Genomic DNA, 21,390 nt, shown 5'->3' on the forward strand with positions numbered 1-21,390 from the left:
TTGACTCAGGTTATTAATTAGTTAGTTATCTTGTGTAAAGTTAATGTAATTATAATGTTACTTCCAAATCTTTTTAAAAAAAAATAAAAAGTATCTCTTTTTTTTAAGAAAAATTGATGCGCTGATAATCAATGTTTTAATGACAGTTGGGTTTTTTAAAGTTTTTTTCTAGAAATTAATTGTGCTGGTTGTGAATTGAATGCGATTTGCGTACTCATTTTTGATGGATTTTGATGATTGGTTCAATTTGATTTCTTTTTAAAAATTAATAATAAGTTTGTCTTGTTTTTGCGCTATTTATTTAAATAGTGCAAAGTGCTGCATTTGTCTAGTATTTTTTATACGTTAACCAATTGTTTTAGTACCTTTATCGTCTTATAACCTATTTTATTAATTAACTGTCATCTATTTCGATTGCGTAAGAACACGCTTAAAAAAAATCAAAAATGAAACAACGCTATTATTCATTAGATGTTTTCCGTGGTGCTACAGTAGCACTGATGATCATGGTTAACAACCCCGGCTCGTGGAGCCATATGTTTGCTCCACTGAAGCATGCATCATGGCATGGCTGTACGCCTACGGATTTGGTCTTTCCCTTCTTTTTATTTGCGGTGGGAAATGCTATGTCTTTCGTAATGCCTCGTTTGCAAGAAGCTGGGCCATCGGTATTTTGGAAGAAAGTATTGAAGCGGACGGTACTGATCTTTGCGATTGGAGTTTTTATCAATTGGTGGCCATTCGTTCAGTGGTCAGGAGATATGTTGGCGTTTAAGCAATGGGCGTATGCGGACGATCCCATGCGAGGGGTGAGGATATTGGGAGTCTTACAGCGGATAGCTCTTGCTTATTGTTTTGCGTCTATTATAGCTTATTATTTTAAAGAGCGAGCCATTATTTGGATATCGGCTGCGATTTTGTTAGTGTATTGGGGTATATGTGCATATTTGGGTGCTCCGCAGGACCCCTACAGTCTGCAGGGCTGGTTTGGGACAGCTTATGATGTTCAAATCTTAGGAACGGCCCATATCTATAAAGGTGAGGGGGTGCCGTTTGATCCGGAAGGACTCATGAGTACGCTTCCAGCGGTGATACAGGTGGTGTTGGGATATTTGGCTGGAACTTACATCAAAAAACAAGGACAGGTTGATTGGCTTTGGAAGAAGGTGCCGCTATCGCAGGAGCCTCATTTTAAATTGCTATCCGGACTTTTTGTAACAGGGTTTATACTATTGGTATTGGCTTGGACATGGTCTTTGGGCTTTCCTATCAATAAAAAGATATGGACGAGTTCGTACGTACTTTATACTACAGGGCTGGGAATGATGACGATTGGAGGTATGATTTGGTATATTGAAGTGCAAGGGGTCAAAAATAAGCTGACCAAGTTCTTTGATGTTTTTGGTAAAAATCCATTGTTCATATTCGTGCTTAGCGGTATCTTACCTCGATTGGTAGGTTTGATAAGGATTCCGAATGGCGTGAACGATGGGGGAGAGCCTTTGTATACTAATGCCTTCAGCTGGTTTTACCAACATGTATGCGCTAAGGTTCCTGGGCCACCGGAAGTGGGGTCTTTTGTCTATTCCTTATGTTTCTTGGCTTTAATGTGGGGAATCTGTTATGTGTTGGACAAACGGAAGATATATATCAAAGTGTAGTGTGGGTCACAGACGGTTCGAGGTGGCTTTGCGGGCGATGTACTAAACAAAATAGATACATCCGTTTTATTTTTTAATTTTAATCCGTACCTTTGTGCGCAGTTAACAAAAATTTATTAACACTTTAATATTATTCAAGAGATGTATTTAAGTAAAGAGTACAAAGCGGATATTTTCGCAGAATTTGCTGGCGCAGCAACTAACACAGGGTCTGCGGAAGGTCAAGTGGCTTTATTCACAAAGAGAATTGCTCACTTAACAGGGCATTTGAAAAAAAACAGAAAAGACTTTGCAACACAACGTTCACTACAGATGTTAGTGGGTAAACGTCGTTCTTTGTTGGCTTATCTGCACAAAAAGGATATTGAAAGATACCGTGCTATCATCAAAGGCTTAGGCTTACGTGATATCATCAAATAGACTTTTGATAAAGATTTTTTAGAAGCCATCCCGATTTCGGGATGGTTTTTTTGTTTTCATGACTATTGGTGATTGTGTGGAATCATGAAAGTTTTATCTTACCTTTGTGGTGAATTTAAAAAAGTTTTAATAGATTAATGCGCTGCCAAAACGATGAAAAGCGTATTACAACGAACACACAATGAGTTATAACGAAATCAAAACAACCATCGATATGGGTAATGGCACCCAAATCGAACTTTCTACTGGAAAGCTAGCTAAACAGGCTGACGGATCAGTAGTGCTGAAACAAGGTAATACCATGTTATTGGCGACAGTCGTTTCTGCTAGGGAAGCGAAGCCAGGAACAGATTTTTTGCCTTTATCAGTAGACTATCAAGAAAAATACGCGGCTACAGGTCGTATCCCAGGGGGATTTTTACGTCGTGAGGCGAGATTGTCAGACTACGAAGTATTAATCTCTCGTTTAGTGGATAGAGCTTTACGTCCATTATTCCCAGAAAACTATCACGCAGATACACAAGTGGCGATCAGTTTGATCTCGGCTGATAAAGATATTATGCCTGATGCACTTGCGGGCCTGGCAGCTTCTGCAGCTATCGCCGTTTCTGATATTCCTTTCAATGGTCCTATTTCTGAAGTGCGTGTTGCTAAGATTGACGGACAATTGGTCATCAACCCTAAATTGTCTGAATTGGAACGTGCAACCTTGGAGTTTATCGTAGCTGGATCTGCTCAAGATATCGGTATGGTGGAAGGGGAAGCAAAGGAGATTTCAGAAGAGGAGATGGTAGAAGCGATTGCTTTTGCACATGAGGCTATCAAAAAACAAGTGGCTGCTCAAGTAGAGTTGGCAAACTTGGTCGGTAAGCACGTAAAACGTGAATTTAACCATGAGCCGACAAACCCTGAATTGCGTGAGGCAATCTTTGCGGCTACATATGATCAAGTATATGAAGTGGCTAAGTCAGGCTCAACAAAGGGTGAAAGAGGAGAGAAGTTTGCTACTATTGGTGCAGCGTTCTACGAAACACTTGGTGAAGAAGTAGACGATGAGACTAAATTTTTATTTAAAAAATACTATCACGATGTACAGTATGATGCGGTTCGTAACCTTGTATTGGATGAAGGAATTCGTCTAGACGGTCGTAATGCGCGTACTGTACGCCCTATATGGTCAGAAGTAGATTATCTTCCTGCAGCACATGGATCGGCTGTCTTCACCCGCGGTGAAACACAGTCGTTGACTTCTGTGACTTTGGGAGCAAAAGATGATGAACAGATGATTGATGGTGCATTCATCAACGGATACAATAAATTTATCCTTCACTATAATTTCCCAGCATTCTCTACGGGAGAGGTGAGACCAAATAGAGGCCCTGGTCGTCGCGAGGTTGGTCACGGTAACTTGGCTATGCGTTCATTGAAACAAGTATTGCCTGCTGAAGCTGAAAACCCTTATACTATTCGTATTGTTTCCGATATCCTAGAATCGAATGGTTCTTCTTCTATGGCGACAGTATGTGCGGGTACATTGGCCCTATTGGATGCTGGTATTAAATTGAAAGCTCCAGTGTCAGGTATTGCAATGGGATTGATCTCTGATGAAAAAACAGGGAAATATGCCATCTTATCGGATATCTTAGGTGACGAAGATCACTTAGGCGATATGGACTTTAAAGTAACAGGTACTGCTAAGGGTATCGTTGCATGTCAGATGGATTTGAAAATCAATGGTTTGAAATGGGAGGTGCTGACTCAAGCGTTGGATCAAGCTAAAGAAGCTCGTCTTCACATCTTAGGTGAAATGGCGAAAACTATTACTGCACCGCGTGAAGATTACAAACCACATGCTCCTCGCATTGTCCAATTGATCATCGATAAAGAATTTATTGGTGCTGTAATCGGCCCAGGTGGTAAAATCATTCAAGAAATGCAACGCGAAACTGGCGCGACCATCTCTATCGAAGAAGTGGATAACAAAGGTATCGTCCAAGTATTTGCTGACAATAAAGCAGCAATCGACGATGCTACTTCACGTATTAAAGCTATCGCAGCGAAACCGGAGGTAGGAGCAACTTATGAAGGTAAAGTGAAATCAATCATGCCGTTTGGCGCTTTCGTTGAAATCATGCCAGGTAAAGATGGTTTGCTACATATTTCCGAAATCGACTGGAAGCGTTTTGAAACCATGGATGGAATCTTCAAAGAAGGCGATGAGGTGACGGTTAAACTTTTGGAAGTTGACAAACAAGGTAAAATGAAGCTTTCTAGAAAAGCATTGTTGCCACGTCCTCCAAGAGAAGATAAACCTAAGCAAGAAGAGAAACCTGCCGATCAGGCTCCTCAAGCATAGATATTGGGTTCCAGTGTAAAAGAAAAAGGGCTGTTGAAAATTTTCAACAGCCCTTTTTTTATTTAGCTGTTTCAAGCTTACATCATGATAATGCCTTTCAGCTTAGATACTTCTTGATAATATTTGACTACCTCATCAGCATCGCTGGCGTTGACCACCACCGTGATGGAATTGTATTTGCCAGTCTTGGATTCTTTGACAGAAAATTTTGCATCCTTCTTGGCAAAGATGTCCTTGATTAGATTAAATTGCTCCTCGTCCTTTGGAAGAATGAATTTGTAAGTGTAATCTGTGGGAAAGGTCTCTACATCTTGCAATCTTTCTTTAAAGGTAGCATAGAAATCTTGTTGGTTGTCACCACCATCAGGGATATCCTGAATGTTTATGTTTTTTAAATTACTCATGTTTTCTCCTTTTTACGCTTCATACATAACAAATACTATTCCCTTGTGTTTTCGATGTCATTCTGTCAGGAAAAAACGAATGAAAAATATCTAGCTATTCCGGTAGCGGGAGATGTAAAGCTGGATGCCTAGTCTACGGTGCTGCGGCTTCAGTGGAGGGGCTCTTGGCGCTGGGATACGTTTCTCCCGTGTTTCCTTATTAAGGGGTGTTAAAATTGATTTAATACAATTAGATTGTCGGCCATTCTCTCATTAGGATGGGCCGTTAGCTAAATAGAAGACGTTGCTCACTCATTGTGATCAATTCGATTAACCCAATCGTATACCTTTGTTTTTAAAAGGATGCTTACTATAAAACAATAAATTATGAAAGTAAAGTTAATAGCAGTGCTCATAGGGGTAGCAGCAGTTGCGGCTTTGCGTAATGTAGATTTGAATGATTACAAGAAGGTGGAGCAGATTCTAAATGCCAATAAATAAATATAGAATAGGGAGGTGTAACAACACCTCCCTATTCTATAACTTTCAATCTGGATCTTACTGACAAATCTTAATCCTCGATGGCTGACGGCCACGTGGCTTTGTTTTTTCCAAAACTCTTATTTGCTGTGCTGCTCATTTCGATTTCCAGATTCCCACCCTTCATGATATCAGCATGTGTGATATATGTCTTGATGTAAGGCTGTCCATTCAATTTGATGGATTTGATATAGGGGTTATTTTTACCTTGATTTTTCACATTGATGTTGAATTTGATTCCATTGCCTAAGGTAATGGAAGCTTTGTCCATCATGGGTGAACCAAAGACATAGGTGCCGATCATCGGGTTCAGAGGGTAGAAGCCCATTGCCGAAAATACGTACCAAGCGCTCATTTGACCAACATCATCATTTCCGCAAAGACCAGCAGGTGTATTGGTATAGAACTCGGTCATGGCTTTGCGTGCAAGCGCGGCACCTTTCCATTGTTCGCCAGCATAGGCATAAAGGTAAGGGATGTGATGATTAGGTTCATTGCCTTGTGCATATTGACCGATAAGACCTGAGATGTCAGGTGATGCTTCGTCTCCCAATTGTGATGACATGGTCGTGAATTCGTCTAGCTTATTCAGAAACTTCTTCTCTCCGCCAAATAAATCGATAAGTCCTTTTACATCTTGAGGTACTAGCCATGTGTATTGCCATGCATTGCCTTCGCAGTAGTCATTTTCTCTATGTTTGGCCATGAGTGGATTGAAAGGTCTTCTGAAGGATCCATTAGTGTGTCTGCCGACAAAGTGACCTACTTCTTTATCAAAATATTTTTCGTAGAGTTTGTAGCGCTTTTTAAAGTATGCAGCATCGTCTACTTTACCTAATTTCTCGGCGATTTTATAGGCTCCAAAATCTGCTATCGCGTATTCTAATGCCCAAGCTACCGATTCGTGATCCATGCTGTCTATCGGGATATAGGTGAGGTCTCTGACGTACTTTAATCCGTTGTCGTACCCCATAGCTGTTGTTTTGACGGCTTCCCAAGCTAATTCTTGTTCTGCTGGGCTTAAAAAACCTTTGAGGAGCGCATCTGCAACTACCGGAATGGCTGGAAGGCCTACCATGGTGTTGGTCTCGTTACCTTGAAGATGCCATACAGGAAGTTTGCCTTGTTGCTGATAAATGGCCAACATGGTCTTCACAAAATCCCTAACGACCTGTGGATCTTCGGTGATGGTCATAAGTGGATGTAGGGCACGATAGGTGTCCCATAGCGAGAGGACGGTATGGTTTGTGAAATCTTGTTTTTCGTAAACCTGCTTGTCTGTACCTAGATAATCCCCGTTGGCATCGTTGAATATAGTAGGGGCAAAGTACGTGTGGTATAAAGCCGTATAAAAGATTTTCATGACGTCTGGGTCACCTTGGAAGTCAATTTTACCCAGTGTTTTGTTCCATTTGTTGTCCGCTTGTTTTTTTGCCTCTGCAAAATCCCAACCTGGCAGTTCGGCTTGTATATTGGCGAGTGCATTGATGGTACTTACTGGAGATAAGCCGACTTTCAGCTCAAGGGTCGGGTACTGTGTGGCATCAAAGTACAGCGCTGCTTTTATCCCCAAACCTTTGACGACTTTAGTTCCATGTTTGGGCGTCGTATCATCATAGAACTCTACTTTTTGGATAGGTACAGAAGTGGTAATTGCAAAATATACCTTTTGGTCATTTGCCCAGCCGGTTGAAAAGCGATAGCCGACAAAGGTGGTGTCATCGATTTGCTTGAAATAGGAGTCTGTGGTTTTGTCCCAATTCATCTTAAAGGCGAGGTCTACTAAGATATGGGCATTGTCTTTCTTCTCGTAAGTGTATTGATGATAACCTACTCGCTCGGATGCGGTCAAGTTAACCTTAATTTTATAATCGTCTAAGTATACCCCGTAATATCCTGGCGCTGCAGTTTCATTTGCTCTGTCGAAATGTGATCCATAACCGGTATCCATTTTGTCAAATTGGGCAGGGTTGAGCTGAAGCTTTCCATTTGCAGGGACGACCATAATATCATTAAGGTCGCCTATGCCAGTCCCGCTTAGGTGGGTGTGTGTGAACCCTAATATGTCTTTGCTCTTGTAGTTGTATCCGCTGACCCAATCCCAGCCATTGAACTTGTCCCATGTTTGCGCAATTTGGGTGGGTCCTAGTTGTACAGCGCCCAATGGGACATTTGCTCCAACAAATACGTGGCCATGGTCGGCGGATCCAATAAGAGGATTAACATATTGGGTGAAATTTTGGCCATAAGAAGGATACGTAAATAGCCCGCTACCTAGAAAAAGACAGGCTATAAGTTTAATTCCTATACGTTTCATTTATATTTTTTTTGTGGTTATATTTAAAATAGGGATAATATTACGAAAAATATTTCAATTTGAGCTATTAAAACCTTTTAGCATTTTTCTCAAAAATGTAGTGCTTATTTGCTAAATTTTTTTTAGCTTCGTTATCTTAATCAATTTTACCTATCAACTGAATCATGAAGAAACGAATCCTCATCAGTGATATTGCTAAAGCTTTGGGTATTTCCGTAACGACGGTTTCCTTCATCTTGAATGATAAGGCCAAGGAGAAGCGTATTAGTGATGCTTTAACAAAACGGGTACTTGAATATGTGAAGAAGGTTGGGTATAAACCTAATCAACTTGCTAAAAGTTTACGTACGGGGAAGACTAAAATTTTAGGACTTTTAGTGGAAGATATCTCCAATCCTTTTTTCTCTAACATTGCTAAGCTCATCGAGGGTAAGGCATATGCAAATGGATACCACATCATTTATTGTAGTATGGACAATGATGAAACTAAATCCAAAGAGTTGATCCAGATGTTCTACGATAGACAGATCGATGGATTTATTATTACCCCCTCAGAGGGGCTAGAAGAGACCATTACACAGCTGTTGCAGAATAATGTGCCACTTATCCTATTTGACCGATATCTCTCTAATGTGGAGACCAACTATGTGGTGACGGATAATCTTAAAGGTGCTTATGACGCGACGGATCATCTTATTGATCAAGGCTTCAAACGCGTGGGATTGGTCTCGCTGTATTCCAGCCAAACGCAGATGCGAGATCGATTGGAGGGGTATATGAAAGCTGTGGATAAGCACAAGAAGCAAGCTTTTATCAAAAAAGTGCAACAAGATGCAGCCGAAGCGGAACGAATAAAAGAGATAGATGAGTTTGTGGAAGAGAATCGATTGGATGCTGTGGTGTTTGCAACTAATTATTTGGCCATAGATGGCCTTAAAGCTGTGAAATTGAATAAGCGAAATTTGCCTGCAATCGTTGCATTCGACGATCATACGCTCTTTAAACTATACGAGCCGTCGATAACGGTGGTATCTCAGCCGATAGCTGAAATAGCGGATGAGTTGATTACGGCTCTGCTTGCACAGATCCAGGGTAAGAATAAGAGACTAAGGCAAATTGTACTCCCTTGTGACCTCAAAGTCCGGGAGTCATCTTTGCAAACAGTCAATCAATATGAAGGCTAGCTGACTTGCTCTAGTCTTCATATTGAATTGCTAAAGCGCTGCGTTCACATTTTGTTTTATGCAGGCTATTTTGCTATAAATTTCATGGATATGGAGTTTACACAGTGTCGGATGTTTTTGTCGGTCAATTGTTCGCCGATAAAAACATGCCCAAGGTGTGCATGGCAGTGGTTTGCACACAATTTCGGTCCGTCGCCCATCGGCATCTATCACTTTTTGGATTGCGCCAGGTATTTCATCGTCGAAGCTAGGCCATCCGCAATGGGATTCAAATTTGTCGATGGATCGATACAAAGGCGCTTCACATCTTTTGCAGATATAAGTTCCGTGGGCTTTGTTTTTCAATAATGCTCCGGTATAAGGATATTCTGTGCCTTTGTGTACGATTACATAGGTCTCTTCTGCTGTCAAGCTATTATAATTTCCCTCGTCTTTCATGTTGTTCCGTCATTTTATATTATTTTTTGTATCATAGGGTAAGATTGTTTGTGACATAGGGCGAGCTCAACAATTGATGTGTCTTTCTATATTCCTGGTGTTGATTACCTGTTGGCGAAGGCTTGAAGAGATTCAAATCAGTAACGATATAAAAATATTCTGAACACAAAATGACCAAAGTCATACTTGCAAATGTCGAATAGGCTGTTCTCCAAATCCTTAAGAATGCACCCCAATCTTTACCCTTTATTTGGGGGTTAAATCTCGCAATAAAATCCCTGACAATTGGCATTGTAAATACAAAAATAACTTTAAATCAGGGGACTGGGGGCATCTTTTCCGATTATGCCGTCAAGCCCCCAGCGCCCTAAATCGCAGAGTTATTTAGAATGTTTATAAATTGATAAATTAGGTCATGAAATTGTCAGCTATTCCTTAATAAGTTATACTTTTGTGGCACTGTGTAGTAGGAGTGTCCTATTATGTGGTCGGATTAAAAATTTTTATATTCATAAATAAATAGTATAAAGTGCTAAATATGAGAAATATCTCATCCGTTTTGGGAAGACTTGCGAAGTCAATATCAGTATGTGTGGTATTGTTATTTGCCGTTACGAATGTGTCGCAAGCGCAGGATGCTAAGGAAGGTGAAGCTATCTTCAAATCTAAATGTACGTCCTGTCACGCGATTAACAGAAAATTAGTAGGTCCTGCATTGAAGGATATTACGAAGACTAAAGATGAAGAGTGGTTGGTCAAGTGGATTAAGAATTCACAGGCAATGATCGCTTCTGGAGATGCGGATGCAATCGCGATTTTTGAAGAGTACAATAAATCTGTGATGACTTCATTTACGGATTTGTCTGACGATCAAATCAAAGGTGTTTTAGCTTACATCGATGCGGAGAGTGTAAAAGCTGATGCTCCAAAAGAAGGTGGTGCTGAGGGTAGTGGTGGTACGAAAGATACTGGTGCTTCAACTTGGTCTATCTTAGGTATGTTTGGTATTATTGCTTTGGCAGTAGTTGTTATCGTGTTGCTTAACCGTGTCACTAAGACATTGGAGAAAGTCATTGCGAAAAGTCAAATTGCTGAGGATGCAAATCTACACACTGGAGCAGATAGCCGCTACTTGGTCTTTGCTAAAAACTTTGTCAAAAACAAAAAGCTTGTGTTTTTTGCAGTTTTGATGATTGTCGCAGTTCTCTCCGTTGCAGGTTGGAAAACAATGTGGGAAATTGGTGTGCATGAGGGGTATAAGCCTGTGCAGCCGATTAAATTCTCTCACCAACTTCACGCAGGTGTAAACAAGATTGAATGTCAGTACTGTCATGGTGGCGCTTACCAATCTAAAAATGCGTCGATTCCATCGGCGAATGTGTGTATGAACTGTCACAACACTGTAACGGCCTCCGAGCATTACGAAGGAGAGATTTCTCCTGAGATTGCTAAGATTTACAAGGCATTGGATTACAATCCTGATACTCGGACGTATGGTAGCAATCCTACACCTATTCAGTGGATTCGTATTCACAACCTTCCAGACTTTGCTTACTTTAATCACTCGCAACACGTCGTTGTCGCTGGTGTAGAGTGTCAAACTTGTCACGGACCTATACAGGATATGGAAGAAGTGTACCAATACTCTCCATTAACAATGAAATGGTGTGTGGATTGTCACAGAACAACTGAAGTAAATACTGACAATAAATACTATGACCAACTCATCGAAGCTCACGAGAAATTGAAAAAAGGTGAGAAGATGACAGCAGCGATGATCGGTGGTCTTGAGTGTGGTAAATGTCACTATTAATAATTATTATTTAGGAATACGCAATCTTATATATACAGCTTAAATGGATAGCAACAAGAAATATTGGAAAGGTTTGGAAGAATTGCATCAAACACCTGCTTTTGTGAAAAACAGCAAAGGTGAGTTTGCCGAATCGATTCCTGTAGAAGATGTATTGAATGAAGCCGGCTTGAGTACTAAAACTCCTCGTCGTGATTTCTTAAAAGCATTGGGCTTTGGGTTAGGTGCTGTAACACTTGCAGCGTGTAATCGTACCCCTGTGCACAAGGCTGTGCCTTACGTTATCAAACCTGAGGAGATTACCCCAGGAATCCCTAACTTCTACGCTTCTTCTTTCAACGGACAAAGCGTTTTGGTTAGAACACGTGAAGGCCGTCCTATTTCCTTAGAAGCCAACCCAAATTCTATTGGTTTGACTCAAGGTACAGATGCTGCTACATCAGCATCCGTATTGGACCTATACGATATGTCAAAGGTTCAGAACCCTCAAATTGGAGGTAAAGAAGTAGAGTGGTCCAAATTGGATAGTACAGTTATAGCAGCTTTAGATAAAGCTGCTGGAGCTGGAAAACAGATTGCGATTGTCTCTAGTACACTTAATAGCCCTACGGCATTAGCAGCAATTGCTAAATTGGCAGCTAAATACCCAACCACGAACCTAGTGCAAGTGGATGCTGTCTCTTACAGTGGTATTGCTGAAGCTAACAATCAAAGCTTCGGAAAGCCTGTAATTCCTTCTTATCATTTTGATAAAGCACAAGTGGTTGTTTCAGTTGCTGCTGATTTCTTAGGAAGTTGGTTAGCAGGTGAGGAGCACACGCAAGATTATATGAAAAATCGTGACTACAAATCATTGAAAAATGGTAAGATGTCACGTCATATCCAATTCGAGTCGGGTCTTAGTATGACCGGTTCTAATGCGGATGTTCGTATTGCAATTAAGCCTTCAGAAGAAGGGTCGGTCTTAATCTCACTTTATAACGAAGTGACAGGTTCAAGCCTTCCTGGTGGTATCACAGTGCAAAAAGCACAAACCGCTGTTAAATTGGCCGCGAAGGAGTTGCTGGCTAATAAAGGTGCTTCGGTAGTTGTAGCAGGTTCTAATGACGTGAACGCGCAGGTGTTGGTAAATGCTATCAACAGTGCTATTAGTGCCTATGGTCCTGTTATTGATTTGACAAACTATTCGAAACAACACCAAGGTTCGGATGCAGCATTCCAAAAATTCCTAACTGATGCGAAAGCAGGCCAGGTAGGGGTAGCATTTTTCTTGAACAGCAACCCAGTATATAACTACTTTAAAGCGGAGGATGTAAAATCCGCAATCGCTAAAGTGGAATTTACTTTGTCATTCTCCGATCGTGCAGATGAGACTGCTTCTGAATTGAAAGCAATAGCTCCTAACAGTACATTCTTAGAATCTTGGGGTGATGCCTCGGCGACAGAGGGTTATTACACCATTGTACAACCGACGATCAATCCCGTGTTCAATACAAGACAAGCAGAACAAAGTTTGCTAGTCTGGGCTGGAGAAAGTGTCAATATCTACGAATTTGTTAAGCAAACATGGGAAGCCACTATTTTGCCAGGATCTGGTAAGACTTGGAAAGATGTATTGCAAACAGGTTTCGTTTACAAAGGAACCAGCACTGGTGCTGCTGTAGCATTTGCGGGTAATGTCAATTCAGCAGTGTCCGCATTGTCAGCGGCGGCAAAGAATATCGCTGGCGATGTAGAGCTTAAGCTTTACGAACCAACTACAGTTCGCGATGGCCGTTACGGAAACAACGCTTACTTATTAGAGTTGCCCGATCCAGTATCTAAAGTGACATGGGATAACTATGCTGCTCTTAATCCTGCCTATGCTGAAGAGTTGGGTCTGGGAGAGAATGGTATCGTTACAGTAGAGGCGAATGGTTACAAAATCGATCTTCCGGTAGTATTACAACCCGGACAGGCAATGAAAACAGTATCTGTAGCTTTAGGTTTTGGACGCGAAAAAGTAGGTAAAGCTGGTGATGGGGTTGGTAAGAATGCTTATCCTTTTGCTAGTCTAGTTAACGGTACAGTACAACTTGCAGCTAAAGCAACCGTGACGAAAGCGTCTGGTACATACGAGCTTGCGCAAACTCAAACGCATCATACGATTGAAGGACGTAATATCATCAGAGAAACGTCATTCGCCAAATACCTTAAAAACCCAGCGTCAGAGTCAGGTAAGTTCTCCGATAATCATAAAACATATGATTTGTGGAATAAGTTTGAACAGCCAGGTCACAAATGGGTAATGGCTATCGACTTGAACGCATGTACTGGTTGCGGATCATGTATCGTAGCCTGTAACGTCGAGAATAATATTCCAGTGGTGGGTCGTGACGAGGTGCGCCGTCGTCGTGAGATGCACTGGTTGCGTATCGATCGTTACTACACGATTGAAGAGGAAGGTAAGACATATACAAAAGAGAAAGAAATCGCTCATATTAAAGATTTCGAAAATGTAACGGTGGTTCACCAACCGATGTTATGTCAGCATTGTGCGCATGCACCTTGTGAGACGGTATGTCCGGTATTGGCAACTGTTCACTCTTCAGAAGGTCTTAACCACATGGCTTATAACCGTTGTTTCGGTACTCGTTACTGTGCGAACAACTGTCCATATAAAGTACGTCGTTTCAACTGGTTTAACTACTGGAACGATTCTCGTTTCGACAACTACTTGAATAATGAATTCACTCAGTTGGTATTGAACCCAGATGTTACATCACGTTCACGTGGGGTAATGGAAAAATGTTCAATGTGTATCCAACGTATCCAAGCTGGTAAATTGCATGCTAAAATGGAAAACCGAAAAGTCAAAGATGGCGACATCAAAATGGCTTGCCAGTCGGCTTGTTCAGCAAATGCTATCATCTTCGGTGATGCCAATGACCCTGAATCAGAAGTTTCTAAAGCGTTACGCAACGAGCGTGTTTATTATGTTCTAGAAGAAATCAACGTACAACCAGGTATTGGTTATATGACGAAAGTTAGAAACACATTTGAAGCTTAATCTTGTTCAATACTTGAAATTAAAAAAACTATGTCATCGCATAACGAATCAATATTAAGAGAACCATTAATGACTGGTCGTGATATCACCTATGCTAAGATCACGGATGATATTCTGCTACCAGTTGAAAATAAGCCAAATAAAGCTTGGTGGATTGGATTTACAGTAGCTGCTTTAGGCGCTTTATTATGGGTAGTGAGTGTGGGTTATACCTTTTGGACCGGTATCGGTGCTTGGGGACTTAACAAGACTGTTGGATGGGCGTGGGATATTACCGACTTCGTATGGTGGGTAGGTATCGGTCACGCGGGTACGTTGATTTCAGCGGTACTCTTGATTTTCCGTCAGAATTGGCGTAACTCCATCAACCGCTCGGCAGAGGCCATGACTATCTTCGCCGTTATCTGTGCTGCAACATATGTTGTCGCGCACATGGGGCGTCCTTGGCTAGCTTACTGGATTTTCCCACTTCCAAATCAGTTTGGTTCACTTTGGGTAAACTTTAACTCACCCTTAGTGTGGGATGCCTTCGCTATCTCCACTTATTTCACGGTATCCTTGGTCTTCTGGTACTGTGGTTTATTACCGGATATTGCTACAGTACGTGACCGCGCTACAGGAATGAAACAAAAGGTCTACAAGGTCTTGTCTTTCGGATGGAACGGATCAGTCAAGACTTGGCAACGGTTTGAGATTGTTTCTATTATCCTTGCGGGTATATCTACACCACTCGTACTCTCGGTACACACGATTGTATCCATGGACTTTGCAACGTCTGTTATTCCAGGATGGCACACGACTATCTTCCCGCCATATTTCGTTGCGGGCGCGATTTTCTCCGGATTTGCAATGGTGCAGACGTTGTTATTGATTCTTCGTAAGGTGATGAACTTCGAAGATTACATTACGATGTTCCATATCGAAGCAATGAATAAGATTATCATGATTACGGGTTCTATCGTTGGTATTGCGTACTTGACGGAGTTATTCATTGCTTGGTATTCAGGTTCGGAGTATGAGATGTATGCATTTGAAAATCGTATCGCTGGACCTTATGCTTGGGCATATTGGTCAATGATGACATGTAACGTAATCTCTCCACAATTGTTTTGGTTCAAAAAAATCCGTACCAGTATTCCGATTTCATGGGTATTGTCCATTGTTGTAAACATCGGTATGTGGTTTGAACGTTTTGTAATTATCGTAACTTCATTGCACCGCGATTACCTCCCTTCTTCTTGGGCTATGTTTTACCCTACTTGGACGGATGTAGGTATCTTCGTCGGATCTATAGGTCTATTTTTCACTTTATTCTTATTGTTCCTACGTTTCTTGCCTGGTATTGCAATCGCAGAGGTCAAGTTGTTATTGAAAAGTTCAAGTTTACAACACAAGACCAAATTGGTTAAAGAAGGTGCTTTCCCTGAAGAACAAGTTGCATTCTTCAGAGATTCATTGGAGAAATATGATTCAGTTACTGAACAGGATATTAAAGAGTTACAAAAATAATAGCAATGAGCAATACAAAATATATACTAGGTAGTTTTGCTGACCCAGACGAAATGATGCATGGGATAGACAAATTGCAGGAAAATAATATCAGCATTTACGATTGCTTTACTCCTATGCCTATTCACGGTATAGAAGCCAAATTAGGAGTACGTCCATCACGTCTTCCAATTGCAGCTTTTTGTTTTGGAATTACAGGTACCATTTTAGGATTTAGTTTATTGTATTACACCATGTCATATGATTGGCCAATGAATATTGGGGGAAAGCCCTCTATGCCATTGCCTAACTTTGTTCCGGTGACATTTGAGGTGACGATTTTACTATGTGCATTAGGTATGGTTGCTACATTCTTTTATCGCAATCACTTATTCCCAGGACGCACACCACGCGTTATGGATTTAAGAGCCACTGACGATCGTTTTATCATTGCTATTGATGCACACGAAAATACTGATCATGAGAAGATTGACTCTTTGTTGAAGGAAGCGGGAGCCGTAGAAGTTAAATACAATGAAAGAAAATATGTTAGCTATGAATAAGAAGAATTTTCTTGGAACTGTATGTGCAGCTTTAGCCTTTGCAGCAGTTGCTTCTGCTTGTGGTGATGGGACCACTCGTAGTAGAGGATGGGAATTTTCTCGTAATATGTATGATCCAATTGGTTATAATCCGGATCAACCAAATGAGAATTTTAAAAACAAACAAACCGCTCAGACTCCTCCCCAACATACTAATCCTATCGGATTCGATAGATTCGAGTATGCGAATACTTTGGAGGAGTACGAACGTGCAGGTAGAGAAGCCGTCAATCCATTGGAATTGACTAAAGCTAATCTGGCTGATGGTCAGGCACTCTTCACTACATATTGCGCGGTATGTCATGGACCAGATGGAAAAGGAGATGGACCTATCACTAAAGATAGAGAGATTACAGATTCACGTGGAACTCGTAAATTGGAAAATTTTCCGCCGCCTCCATCTTATCATAAAACCGATGCTGCAAGTTCTTCAAGAGGAGGCTTAATGAGCGAATTAACGGATGGAAAGATTTATCATACCATCTATTATGGACATAACTCGATGGGCTCGCATGCTTCTCAACTGTCACCTGATGATCGTTGGAAAGTGGTAATGTATGTTCATGAATTACAGAAGAAATAATCTAACACCGAAATATTAAATGGGAACTCACAGTCATCATCACGATTATAATTTTAGCGAACAGTTTGCTTTCGGTGGTAAAGCGAAGTTGTTTAGCATTATCGCTATCGTTATTGGATTAGTGGCAATAGCCTATGGTTTATTTGCTGGTGATTCACATACGACAGAGCGTACTTACGCTAACCTGTTATTGATGGGATATTATTTTGCTTGCGTGTGCGCAGCAGGGGCTTTTTTCGTGGCCTTGCAAAGCGTGACACAATCAGCTTGGTCCGCTGGACTAATCCGTATTCCGCAAGCTATGGCAAGTACTTTGCCAATTGCAGCCATTGTATTGTTTATTATCTTGGCTTTTGGATTGAATACACATAACCTTTATCATCATTGGACAGGAGAGGGATTGACCGATCCGAATAGCCCTAACTATGATGCTTTGGTCGCTGGTAAGTCAGCATTCTTGAATATACCTGGTTTTTTAATCCGTCAGGTGATATTCATGGGGTCATATAGTATATTTGCGTTTGTACTAGCAAAACTTTCTTACAAAGAGGATTTGGAGGGTGGATTGAATTCTTATAAAAAGACATTCAAATTATCAGCGATATTCTTGGTTATTTTTGGTTTTACAACACCAATCTGGTCTTTTGATACTATCATGTCTTTGGAAGCCCATTGGTTTTCGACTATGTTTGGTTGGTATAACTTCGCAGGTATGTGGGTAAGTGGATTGGCGACAATCGCTATTATCTTGATTTTATTGAAAAAGGCAGGTTACTTGAGTTGGGTGAATGAAAATCATTTACACGATTTAGGTAAATTGATTTTTGGTTTTTCTATTTTCTGGACATACGTATGGTTTGCACAGTTCATGTTGATTTGGTATTCCAATATTCCAGAGGAGACTGTCTATTTTTACAAAAGATGGGAACCGGAATACAAACCTTGGTTTTGGGTGAATGTATTGATTAACTTTGTCGCTCCAGTATTGTTATTGATGGACCGTGATGCTAAGCGTAAGCTGAATATGATGTTGTTCGTATGTATAGTTATACTTTTAGGTCATTGGTTGGATTACTATATCATGATCATGCCGGGTACAGTTGATAATCATCCCGGATTTGGGATTATCGAAATCGGTACTGCTATCGGATTTGTGGGATTGTTTACATTCTTAGTGATGTCTAAGTTGAGCAAGCATGCCTTGGTTCCGAAGCATCATCCATTTATGGAAGAGAGTTTAAATCATCAGATATAGGTTTCTAATCAAAACGATATTACGTTCTAACGTTATTATAAGAAATGAAATTCAAATTACATAACAGATTCAGATCCATAATGGGTTGTGCGCTTGCAATGGGCTTGTTTTTTTCAACTCCCACATTTGCAAGTCAAGATACCGTCGCTGTAGACTCGGCGGTGCAGACAACTGCGGTAGCTGCTCCGACTGATTCAGCAAAAGTCGAATCTGCATCTACAACTGCAGTAGATTCAGCTGCGGCGGGTGCTACTGTTTCATCAACTTCAAGTGCAAAGAGTAAGCCTGTCATAGAAGAGGTGAAAAAGATCGATCCACAGGTCTATAAAAATTTAGTGTATTACATCTTATTATTCCTAGCTATTTGTACCGTTGTTGCAGTAGTAGGGAAGGTGCTTTCTCTTTACGAGTTAGTGACTAAGATGAATGGAAAATACAATCCATTGGCAGGAAACAATTTGCAGGCCATCCTTTTGGGATTGTTCCTGATTTTCTTCCTATATGGATTGTACTATGGATATGATGTTTGGGGAAGATGGGCATGGCGTGATGCTGTCACGGAGCATGGTAAGTTGATTGATAACATGTTTATCATCACGACCGTGATTACTACTTTGGTGTTGATCTTGACGCATATTTTACTATTGACATTTCCTTTTGTCTACAGAATGCGTGCGAAGCGTCAAGCTTATTACTATCCACACAACAATACAATTGAGAAGATTTGGACGATTATTCCTGCAGTTGTCTTGACGGTATTGGTCTTGTTTGGGTTCTTCACATGGAGGACAATTACCAATGTTCCTGAAGACCTTCAAAAATCCGCGCTACAAGTTGAGGTATTGGGCGAGCAATTTGCTTGGTCGGTAAGATATCCTGGGGCTGACGGAAAGATAGGTAAACGTAACTACAAAATGACCACGCCAATCAATCCTTATGGTATTGATTTCAATGATAAGAACTCTTGGGATGATATCCAGGGTTCGGATATAGTGCTACCGGTAAATAAATCGGTCCGTTTCCATATCCTTTCTAAGGATATTATTCACTCTTTCTTTATTCCAGACTTTAGAGTTCAGATTAATGCGGTACCGGGTATGACCAACTATTTCCAATTCACACCGCAGGTGACAACCGCAGAAATGCGTGAGCGCATGAACGATCCTAAGTATGATTTCGTGATGTTGTGTAACAAGATCTGTGGTTCAGGTCACTACAATATGCAGAAGAAAGTCGTTGTCGTGACAGAGAAAGAATACAAAGAATGGTTGAGCACACAAGGTAAGTACTTCAATGAGGATTTGCAGAAGGAGTTTGCTGCACAGGAGTCAAAAGAGAATAAAGAGGAAGTTGTCAAGACTGCTTCATTGAAATAAATTGTATTAAGAATTTTTAAAAAATAATATGTCAAGTACAGTTATATCGCATAGCGCAGAACATCACGATTCGCACGGACATCATCAAGAGTCGTTCTTGTCTAAATATGTATTTAGCATGGACCACAAGATGATTGCCAAGCAATTCTTGATCACTGGTATTATTATGGCAGTTTTTGCCATGGTATTATCGATATTATTCCGTATCCAGCTCGCTTGGCCGGATAAAGAGTTCCCGATTTTGGAAATTTTCCTAGGAAAGTGGGCTGAGGGAGGTCGTATTCGTCCAGAGTTTTTCTTGTCGTTGGTAACCATTCACGGTACCATGATGGTGTTTTTTGTATTGACCGCCGGTCTGTCGGGTACGTTCAGTAATCTATTGATTCCTTATCAAATTGGTGCTAGAGATATGGCTTCGCCATTCATGAACATGCTTTCTTACTGGTTTTTCTTTATTGCATGTGTGATCATGATTGCTTCTTTCTTTGTCGAGAGTGGTCCTGCATCTGCTGGTTGGACAGTATATCCTCCGTTATCAGCGGTACCTAAATCTATAGCAGGCTCCGGTCTGGGGATGACATTATGGTTGGCGAGTATGGTCTTGTTTATAGCTTCTCAGGTAATGGGTGGAGTCAACTATATCAGTACCGTTCTAAATATGCGTACTAAAGGAATGGACCTTTGGAAAATGCCGTTGACAATATGGTCTTTCTTCTTGACTGCTATCGTAGGTTTATTATCCTTCCCGGTATTAGTGTCTGCAGTTGTCTTATTAATTTTCGATCGTAGTGCTGGTACTTCATTTTACTTATCAGATTTGGTTATAGCTGGTGAAGTATTGCCAAATGAAGGTGGTTCACCAATATTATTCCAACATTTATTTTGGTTCTTAGGTCACCCTGAGGTGTATATCGTAGTAATGCCTGCATTAGGTTTGACTTCTGAGGTTATCTCTACGAATTCTCGTAAGCCTATTTTCGGATACCACGCGATGGTGTATTCATTGGTGGGTATTACTGTACTTTCATTTATTGTGTGGGGTCACCACATGTTCGTAACGGGTATGAATCCTTTCTTAGGAGGGGTATTTATGATTACGACGTTGATTATTGCAGTTCCATCTGCGGTAAAGGCATTTAACTACCTAGCTACTTTATGGAGAGGTAACATTCGCTTCACACCAGCAATGATGTTTGCGATTGGAATGGTATCATTCTTTATTTCGGGCGGTGTGACAGGTTTGTTCTTAGGGAATGCTACGCTGGATATCAACCTACATGATACATATTTTGTTGTGGCCCACTTCCACTTGGTAATGGGATCTGCATCTATCTTTGGTATGCTTTGCGGTGTTTATCACTGGTATCCTAAGATGTTCGGTCGTATGATGAACCCTAAATTGGGATATTTGCATTTTTGGTTGACATTCGTTGGCGCTTATTTGGTGTTTTTCCCTATGCACTTTATGGGTATAGATGGTGTCCCTCGCCGTTACTACGCTTTCACAGCATTCCCTTTCATGGAGAAATGGGTTTCTGTAAACTTGTTGATAACTTGGGCAGCTATTATCGCAGGTCTTGGACAGGTTGCTTTCCTTTGGAACTTCTTCTCTTCTATCGTATGTGGTAAAAAAGCAACTCAGAATCCTTGGAAATCGAATACATTGGAATGGACTACTCCTGTGGAGCATATTCACGGTAACTGGCCAGGAGAGATCCCGACAGTACACCGTTGGCCATATGACTACAGTAAGCCAGGTCACGATGATGATTTTATTCCGCAGAGTACACCTTTCTCTGAAACAATGAGCTCAAACTTGCCTCATGACTTTGAGGGTAATGAAGAAGCTGTTCGTCTTCAGGAGGAGTGGAATAAACAAAATAATAGAGAAACAGGAGAAGGCTAAGCCTATTGGCTTAGCTCTC

General features: G+C 40.9%; 15 protein-coding genes. 12 read left to right on the top strand and 3 right to left on the bottom strand.

The window, feature by feature from the left end; genetic code table 11:
* The first annotated feature begins 446 nt into the window (after positions 1 to 446).
* The 3 genes from OQ289_RS03745 to pnp all read left to right on the top strand — a co-directional run bounded on the left by OQ289_RS03745 (position 447) and on the right by pnp (position 4,437).
* Positions 447 to 1,661 carry an acyltransferase family protein gene (locus OQ289_RS03745; protein ID WP_270089474.1) on the top strand — a complete coding sequence of 405 codons (1,215 nt, stop codon included), beginning with the start codon at positions 447 to 449 and terminating at the stop codon, positions 1,659 to 1,661.
* A gap of 141 nt (positions 1,662 to 1,802) precedes the next feature.
* Complete coding sequence (gene rpsO, locus OQ289_RS03750) at positions 1,803 to 2,081, top strand: 30S ribosomal protein S15 (protein WP_033564720.1); 279 nt, start codon at positions 1,803 to 1,805, stop codon at positions 2,079 to 2,081.
* A 181-nt stretch (positions 2,082 to 2,262) separates the two neighbouring features.
* A complete protein-coding gene (gene pnp, locus OQ289_RS03755; RefSeq protein WP_270089475.1) occupies positions 2,263 to 4,437 on the top strand; it encodes a polyribonucleotide nucleotidyltransferase in 2,175 nt (724 codons plus the stop codon).
* 77 nt (positions 4,438 to 4,514) lie between these two features.
* Here the strand turns inward: pnp and OQ289_RS03760 are convergent, their stop codons facing one another.
* Positions 4,515 to 4,841 carry a DUF493 domain-containing protein gene (locus OQ289_RS03760; RefSeq protein ID WP_270089476.1) on the bottom strand — a complete coding sequence of 109 codons (327 nt, stop codon included), beginning with the start codon at positions 4,839 to 4,841 and terminating at the stop codon, positions 4,515 to 4,517.
* Between the two features lie 550 nt (positions 4,842 to 5,391).
* Positions 5,392 to 7,677 (bottom strand): GH92 family glycosyl hydrolase, encoded by a 2,286-nt coding sequence (locus OQ289_RS03765; protein ID WP_270089477.1) that lies wholly within the window; start codon positions 7,675 to 7,677, stop codon positions 5,392 to 5,394.
* A gap of 164 nt (positions 7,678 to 7,841) precedes the next feature.
* Between OQ289_RS03765 and OQ289_RS03770 the strand changes: the two genes are divergently transcribed.
* Positions 7,842 to 8,861, top strand: a complete 1,020-nt coding sequence (locus OQ289_RS03770) for a LacI family DNA-binding transcriptional regulator (RefSeq protein WP_033564725.1) — start codon at positions 7,842 to 7,844, stop codon at positions 8,859 to 8,861.
* Positions 8,862 to 8,891: 30 nt separating this feature from the next.
* Here OQ289_RS03770 and OQ289_RS03775 read toward each other — a convergent pair whose 3' ends face one another.
* Positions 8,892 to 9,299 carry a peptide-methionine (R)-S-oxide reductase gene (locus OQ289_RS03775; RefSeq protein ID WP_270089478.1) on the bottom strand — a complete coding sequence of 136 codons (408 nt, stop codon included), beginning with the start codon at positions 9,297 to 9,299 and terminating at the stop codon, positions 8,892 to 8,894.
* Between the two features lie 538 nt (positions 9,300 to 9,837).
* Here OQ289_RS03775 and OQ289_RS03780 point away from each other — a divergent pair.
* The 8 genes from OQ289_RS03780 to OQ289_RS03815 all read left to right on the top strand — a co-directional run bounded on the left by OQ289_RS03780 (position 9,838) and on the right by OQ289_RS03815 (position 21,371).
* Entirely contained in the window at positions 9,838 to 11,112 is a 1,275-nt protein-coding gene (locus OQ289_RS03780) for a cytochrome c3 family protein (protein ID WP_270089479.1), read from the top strand.
* A gap of 43 nt (positions 11,113 to 11,155) precedes the next feature.
* Entirely contained in the window at positions 11,156 to 14,161 is a 3,006-nt protein-coding gene (locus OQ289_RS03785) for a TAT-variant-translocated molybdopterin oxidoreductase (protein WP_270089480.1), read from the top strand.
* 30 nt (positions 14,162 to 14,191) lie between these two features.
* On the top strand, positions 14,192 to 15,670 hold the full coding sequence (nrfD, locus tag OQ289_RS03790) for an NrfD/PsrC family molybdoenzyme membrane anchor subunit (RefSeq protein ID WP_270089481.1): 1,479 nt from the start codon (positions 14,192 to 14,194) through the stop codon (positions 15,668 to 15,670).
* A gap of 5 nt (positions 15,671 to 15,675) precedes the next feature.
* Positions 15,676 to 16,212, top strand: a complete 537-nt coding sequence (locus OQ289_RS03795; RefSeq protein ID WP_270089482.1) for a DUF3341 domain-containing protein — start codon at positions 15,676 to 15,678, stop codon at positions 16,210 to 16,212.
* A complete protein-coding gene (locus tag OQ289_RS03800) occupies positions 16,184 to 16,834 on the top strand; it encodes a c-type cytochrome (RefSeq protein ID WP_033564731.1) in 651 nt (216 codons plus the stop codon). Before OQ289_RS03795 ends, OQ289_RS03800 begins: the two co-directional genes overlap by 29 nt.
* A 19-nt stretch (positions 16,835 to 16,853) precedes the next feature.
* The gene (locus tag OQ289_RS03805) at positions 16,854 to 18,089 is read left to right on the top strand and encodes a quinol:cytochrome C oxidoreductase (RefSeq protein WP_270089483.1); all 1,236 of its coding nucleotides are present in this window, start codon (positions 16,854 to 16,856) and stop codon (positions 18,087 to 18,089) included.
* 44 nt (positions 18,090 to 18,133) lie between these two features.
* On the top strand, positions 18,134 to 19,465 hold the full coding sequence (locus OQ289_RS03810) for a cytochrome c oxidase subunit II (RefSeq protein WP_270089484.1): 1,332 nt from the start codon (positions 18,134 to 18,136) through the stop codon (positions 19,463 to 19,465).
* A 118-nt stretch (positions 19,466 to 19,583) separates the two neighbouring features.
* Positions 19,584 to 21,371: a cbb3-type cytochrome c oxidase subunit I gene (locus tag OQ289_RS03815; RefSeq protein WP_033564939.1), complete on the top strand. Its 1,788-nt coding sequence runs from the start codon at positions 19,584 to 19,586 to the stop codon at positions 21,369 to 21,371.
* Positions 21,372 to 21,390: the final 19 nt, after the last annotated feature.

The organism is Sphingobacterium sp. SYP-B4668 (assembly GCF_027627455.1).
GTDB lineage: Bacteria > Bacteroidota > Bacteroidia > Sphingobacteriales > Sphingobacteriaceae > Sphingobacterium.

Coding starts and splice junctions, on each gene's coding strand:
- pnp (WP_270089475.1), top strand. CDS start 2,263: ATGAGTTATAACGAAATCAAAACAACCATCGATATGGGTAATGGCACC.
- OQ289_RS03795 (WP_270089482.1), top strand. CDS start 15,676: ATGAGCAATACAAAATATATACTAGGTAGTTTTGCTGACCCAGACGAA.
- OQ289_RS03815 (WP_033564939.1), top strand. CDS start 19,584: ATGGACCACAAGATGATTGCCAAGCAATTCTTGATCACTGGTATTATT.
- OQ289_RS03775 (WP_270089478.1), bottom strand. CDS start 9,299: ATGAAAGACGAGGGAAATTATAATAGCTTGACAGCAGAAGAGACCTAT.
- OQ289_RS03760 (WP_270089476.1), bottom strand. CDS start 4,841: ATGAGTAATTTAAAAAACATAAACATTCAGGATATCCCTGATGGTGGT.
- OQ289_RS03800 (WP_033564731.1), top strand. CDS start 16,184: ATGAAAGAAAATATGTTAGCTATGAATAAGAAGAATTTTCTTGGAACT.
- rpsO (WP_033564720.1), top strand. CDS start 1,803: ATGTATTTAAGTAAAGAGTACAAAGCGGATATTTTCGCAGAATTTGCT.
- OQ289_RS03765 (WP_270089477.1), bottom strand. CDS start 7,677: ATGAAACGTATAGGAATTAAACTTATAGCCTGTCTTTTTCTAGGTAGC.
- OQ289_RS03770 (WP_033564725.1), top strand. CDS start 7,842: ATGAAGAAACGAATCCTCATCAGTGATATTGCTAAAGCTTTGGGTATT.
- OQ289_RS03805 (WP_270089483.1), top strand. CDS start 16,854: ATGGGAACTCACAGTCATCATCACGATTATAATTTTAGCGAACAGTTT.
- nrfD (WP_270089481.1), top strand. CDS start 14,192: ATGTCATCGCATAACGAATCAATATTAAGAGAACCATTAATGACTGGT.
- OQ289_RS03745 (WP_270089474.1), top strand. CDS start 447: ATGAAACAACGCTATTATTCATTAGATGTTTTCCGTGGTGCTACAGTA.
- OQ289_RS03780 (WP_270089479.1), top strand. CDS start 9,838: ATGAGAAATATCTCATCCGTTTTGGGAAGACTTGCGAAGTCAATATCA.
- OQ289_RS03785 (WP_270089480.1), top strand. CDS start 11,156: ATGGATAGCAACAAGAAATATTGGAAAGGTTTGGAAGAATTGCATCAA.
- OQ289_RS03810 (WP_270089484.1), top strand. CDS start 18,134: ATGAAATTCAAATTACATAACAGATTCAGATCCATAATGGGTTGTGCG.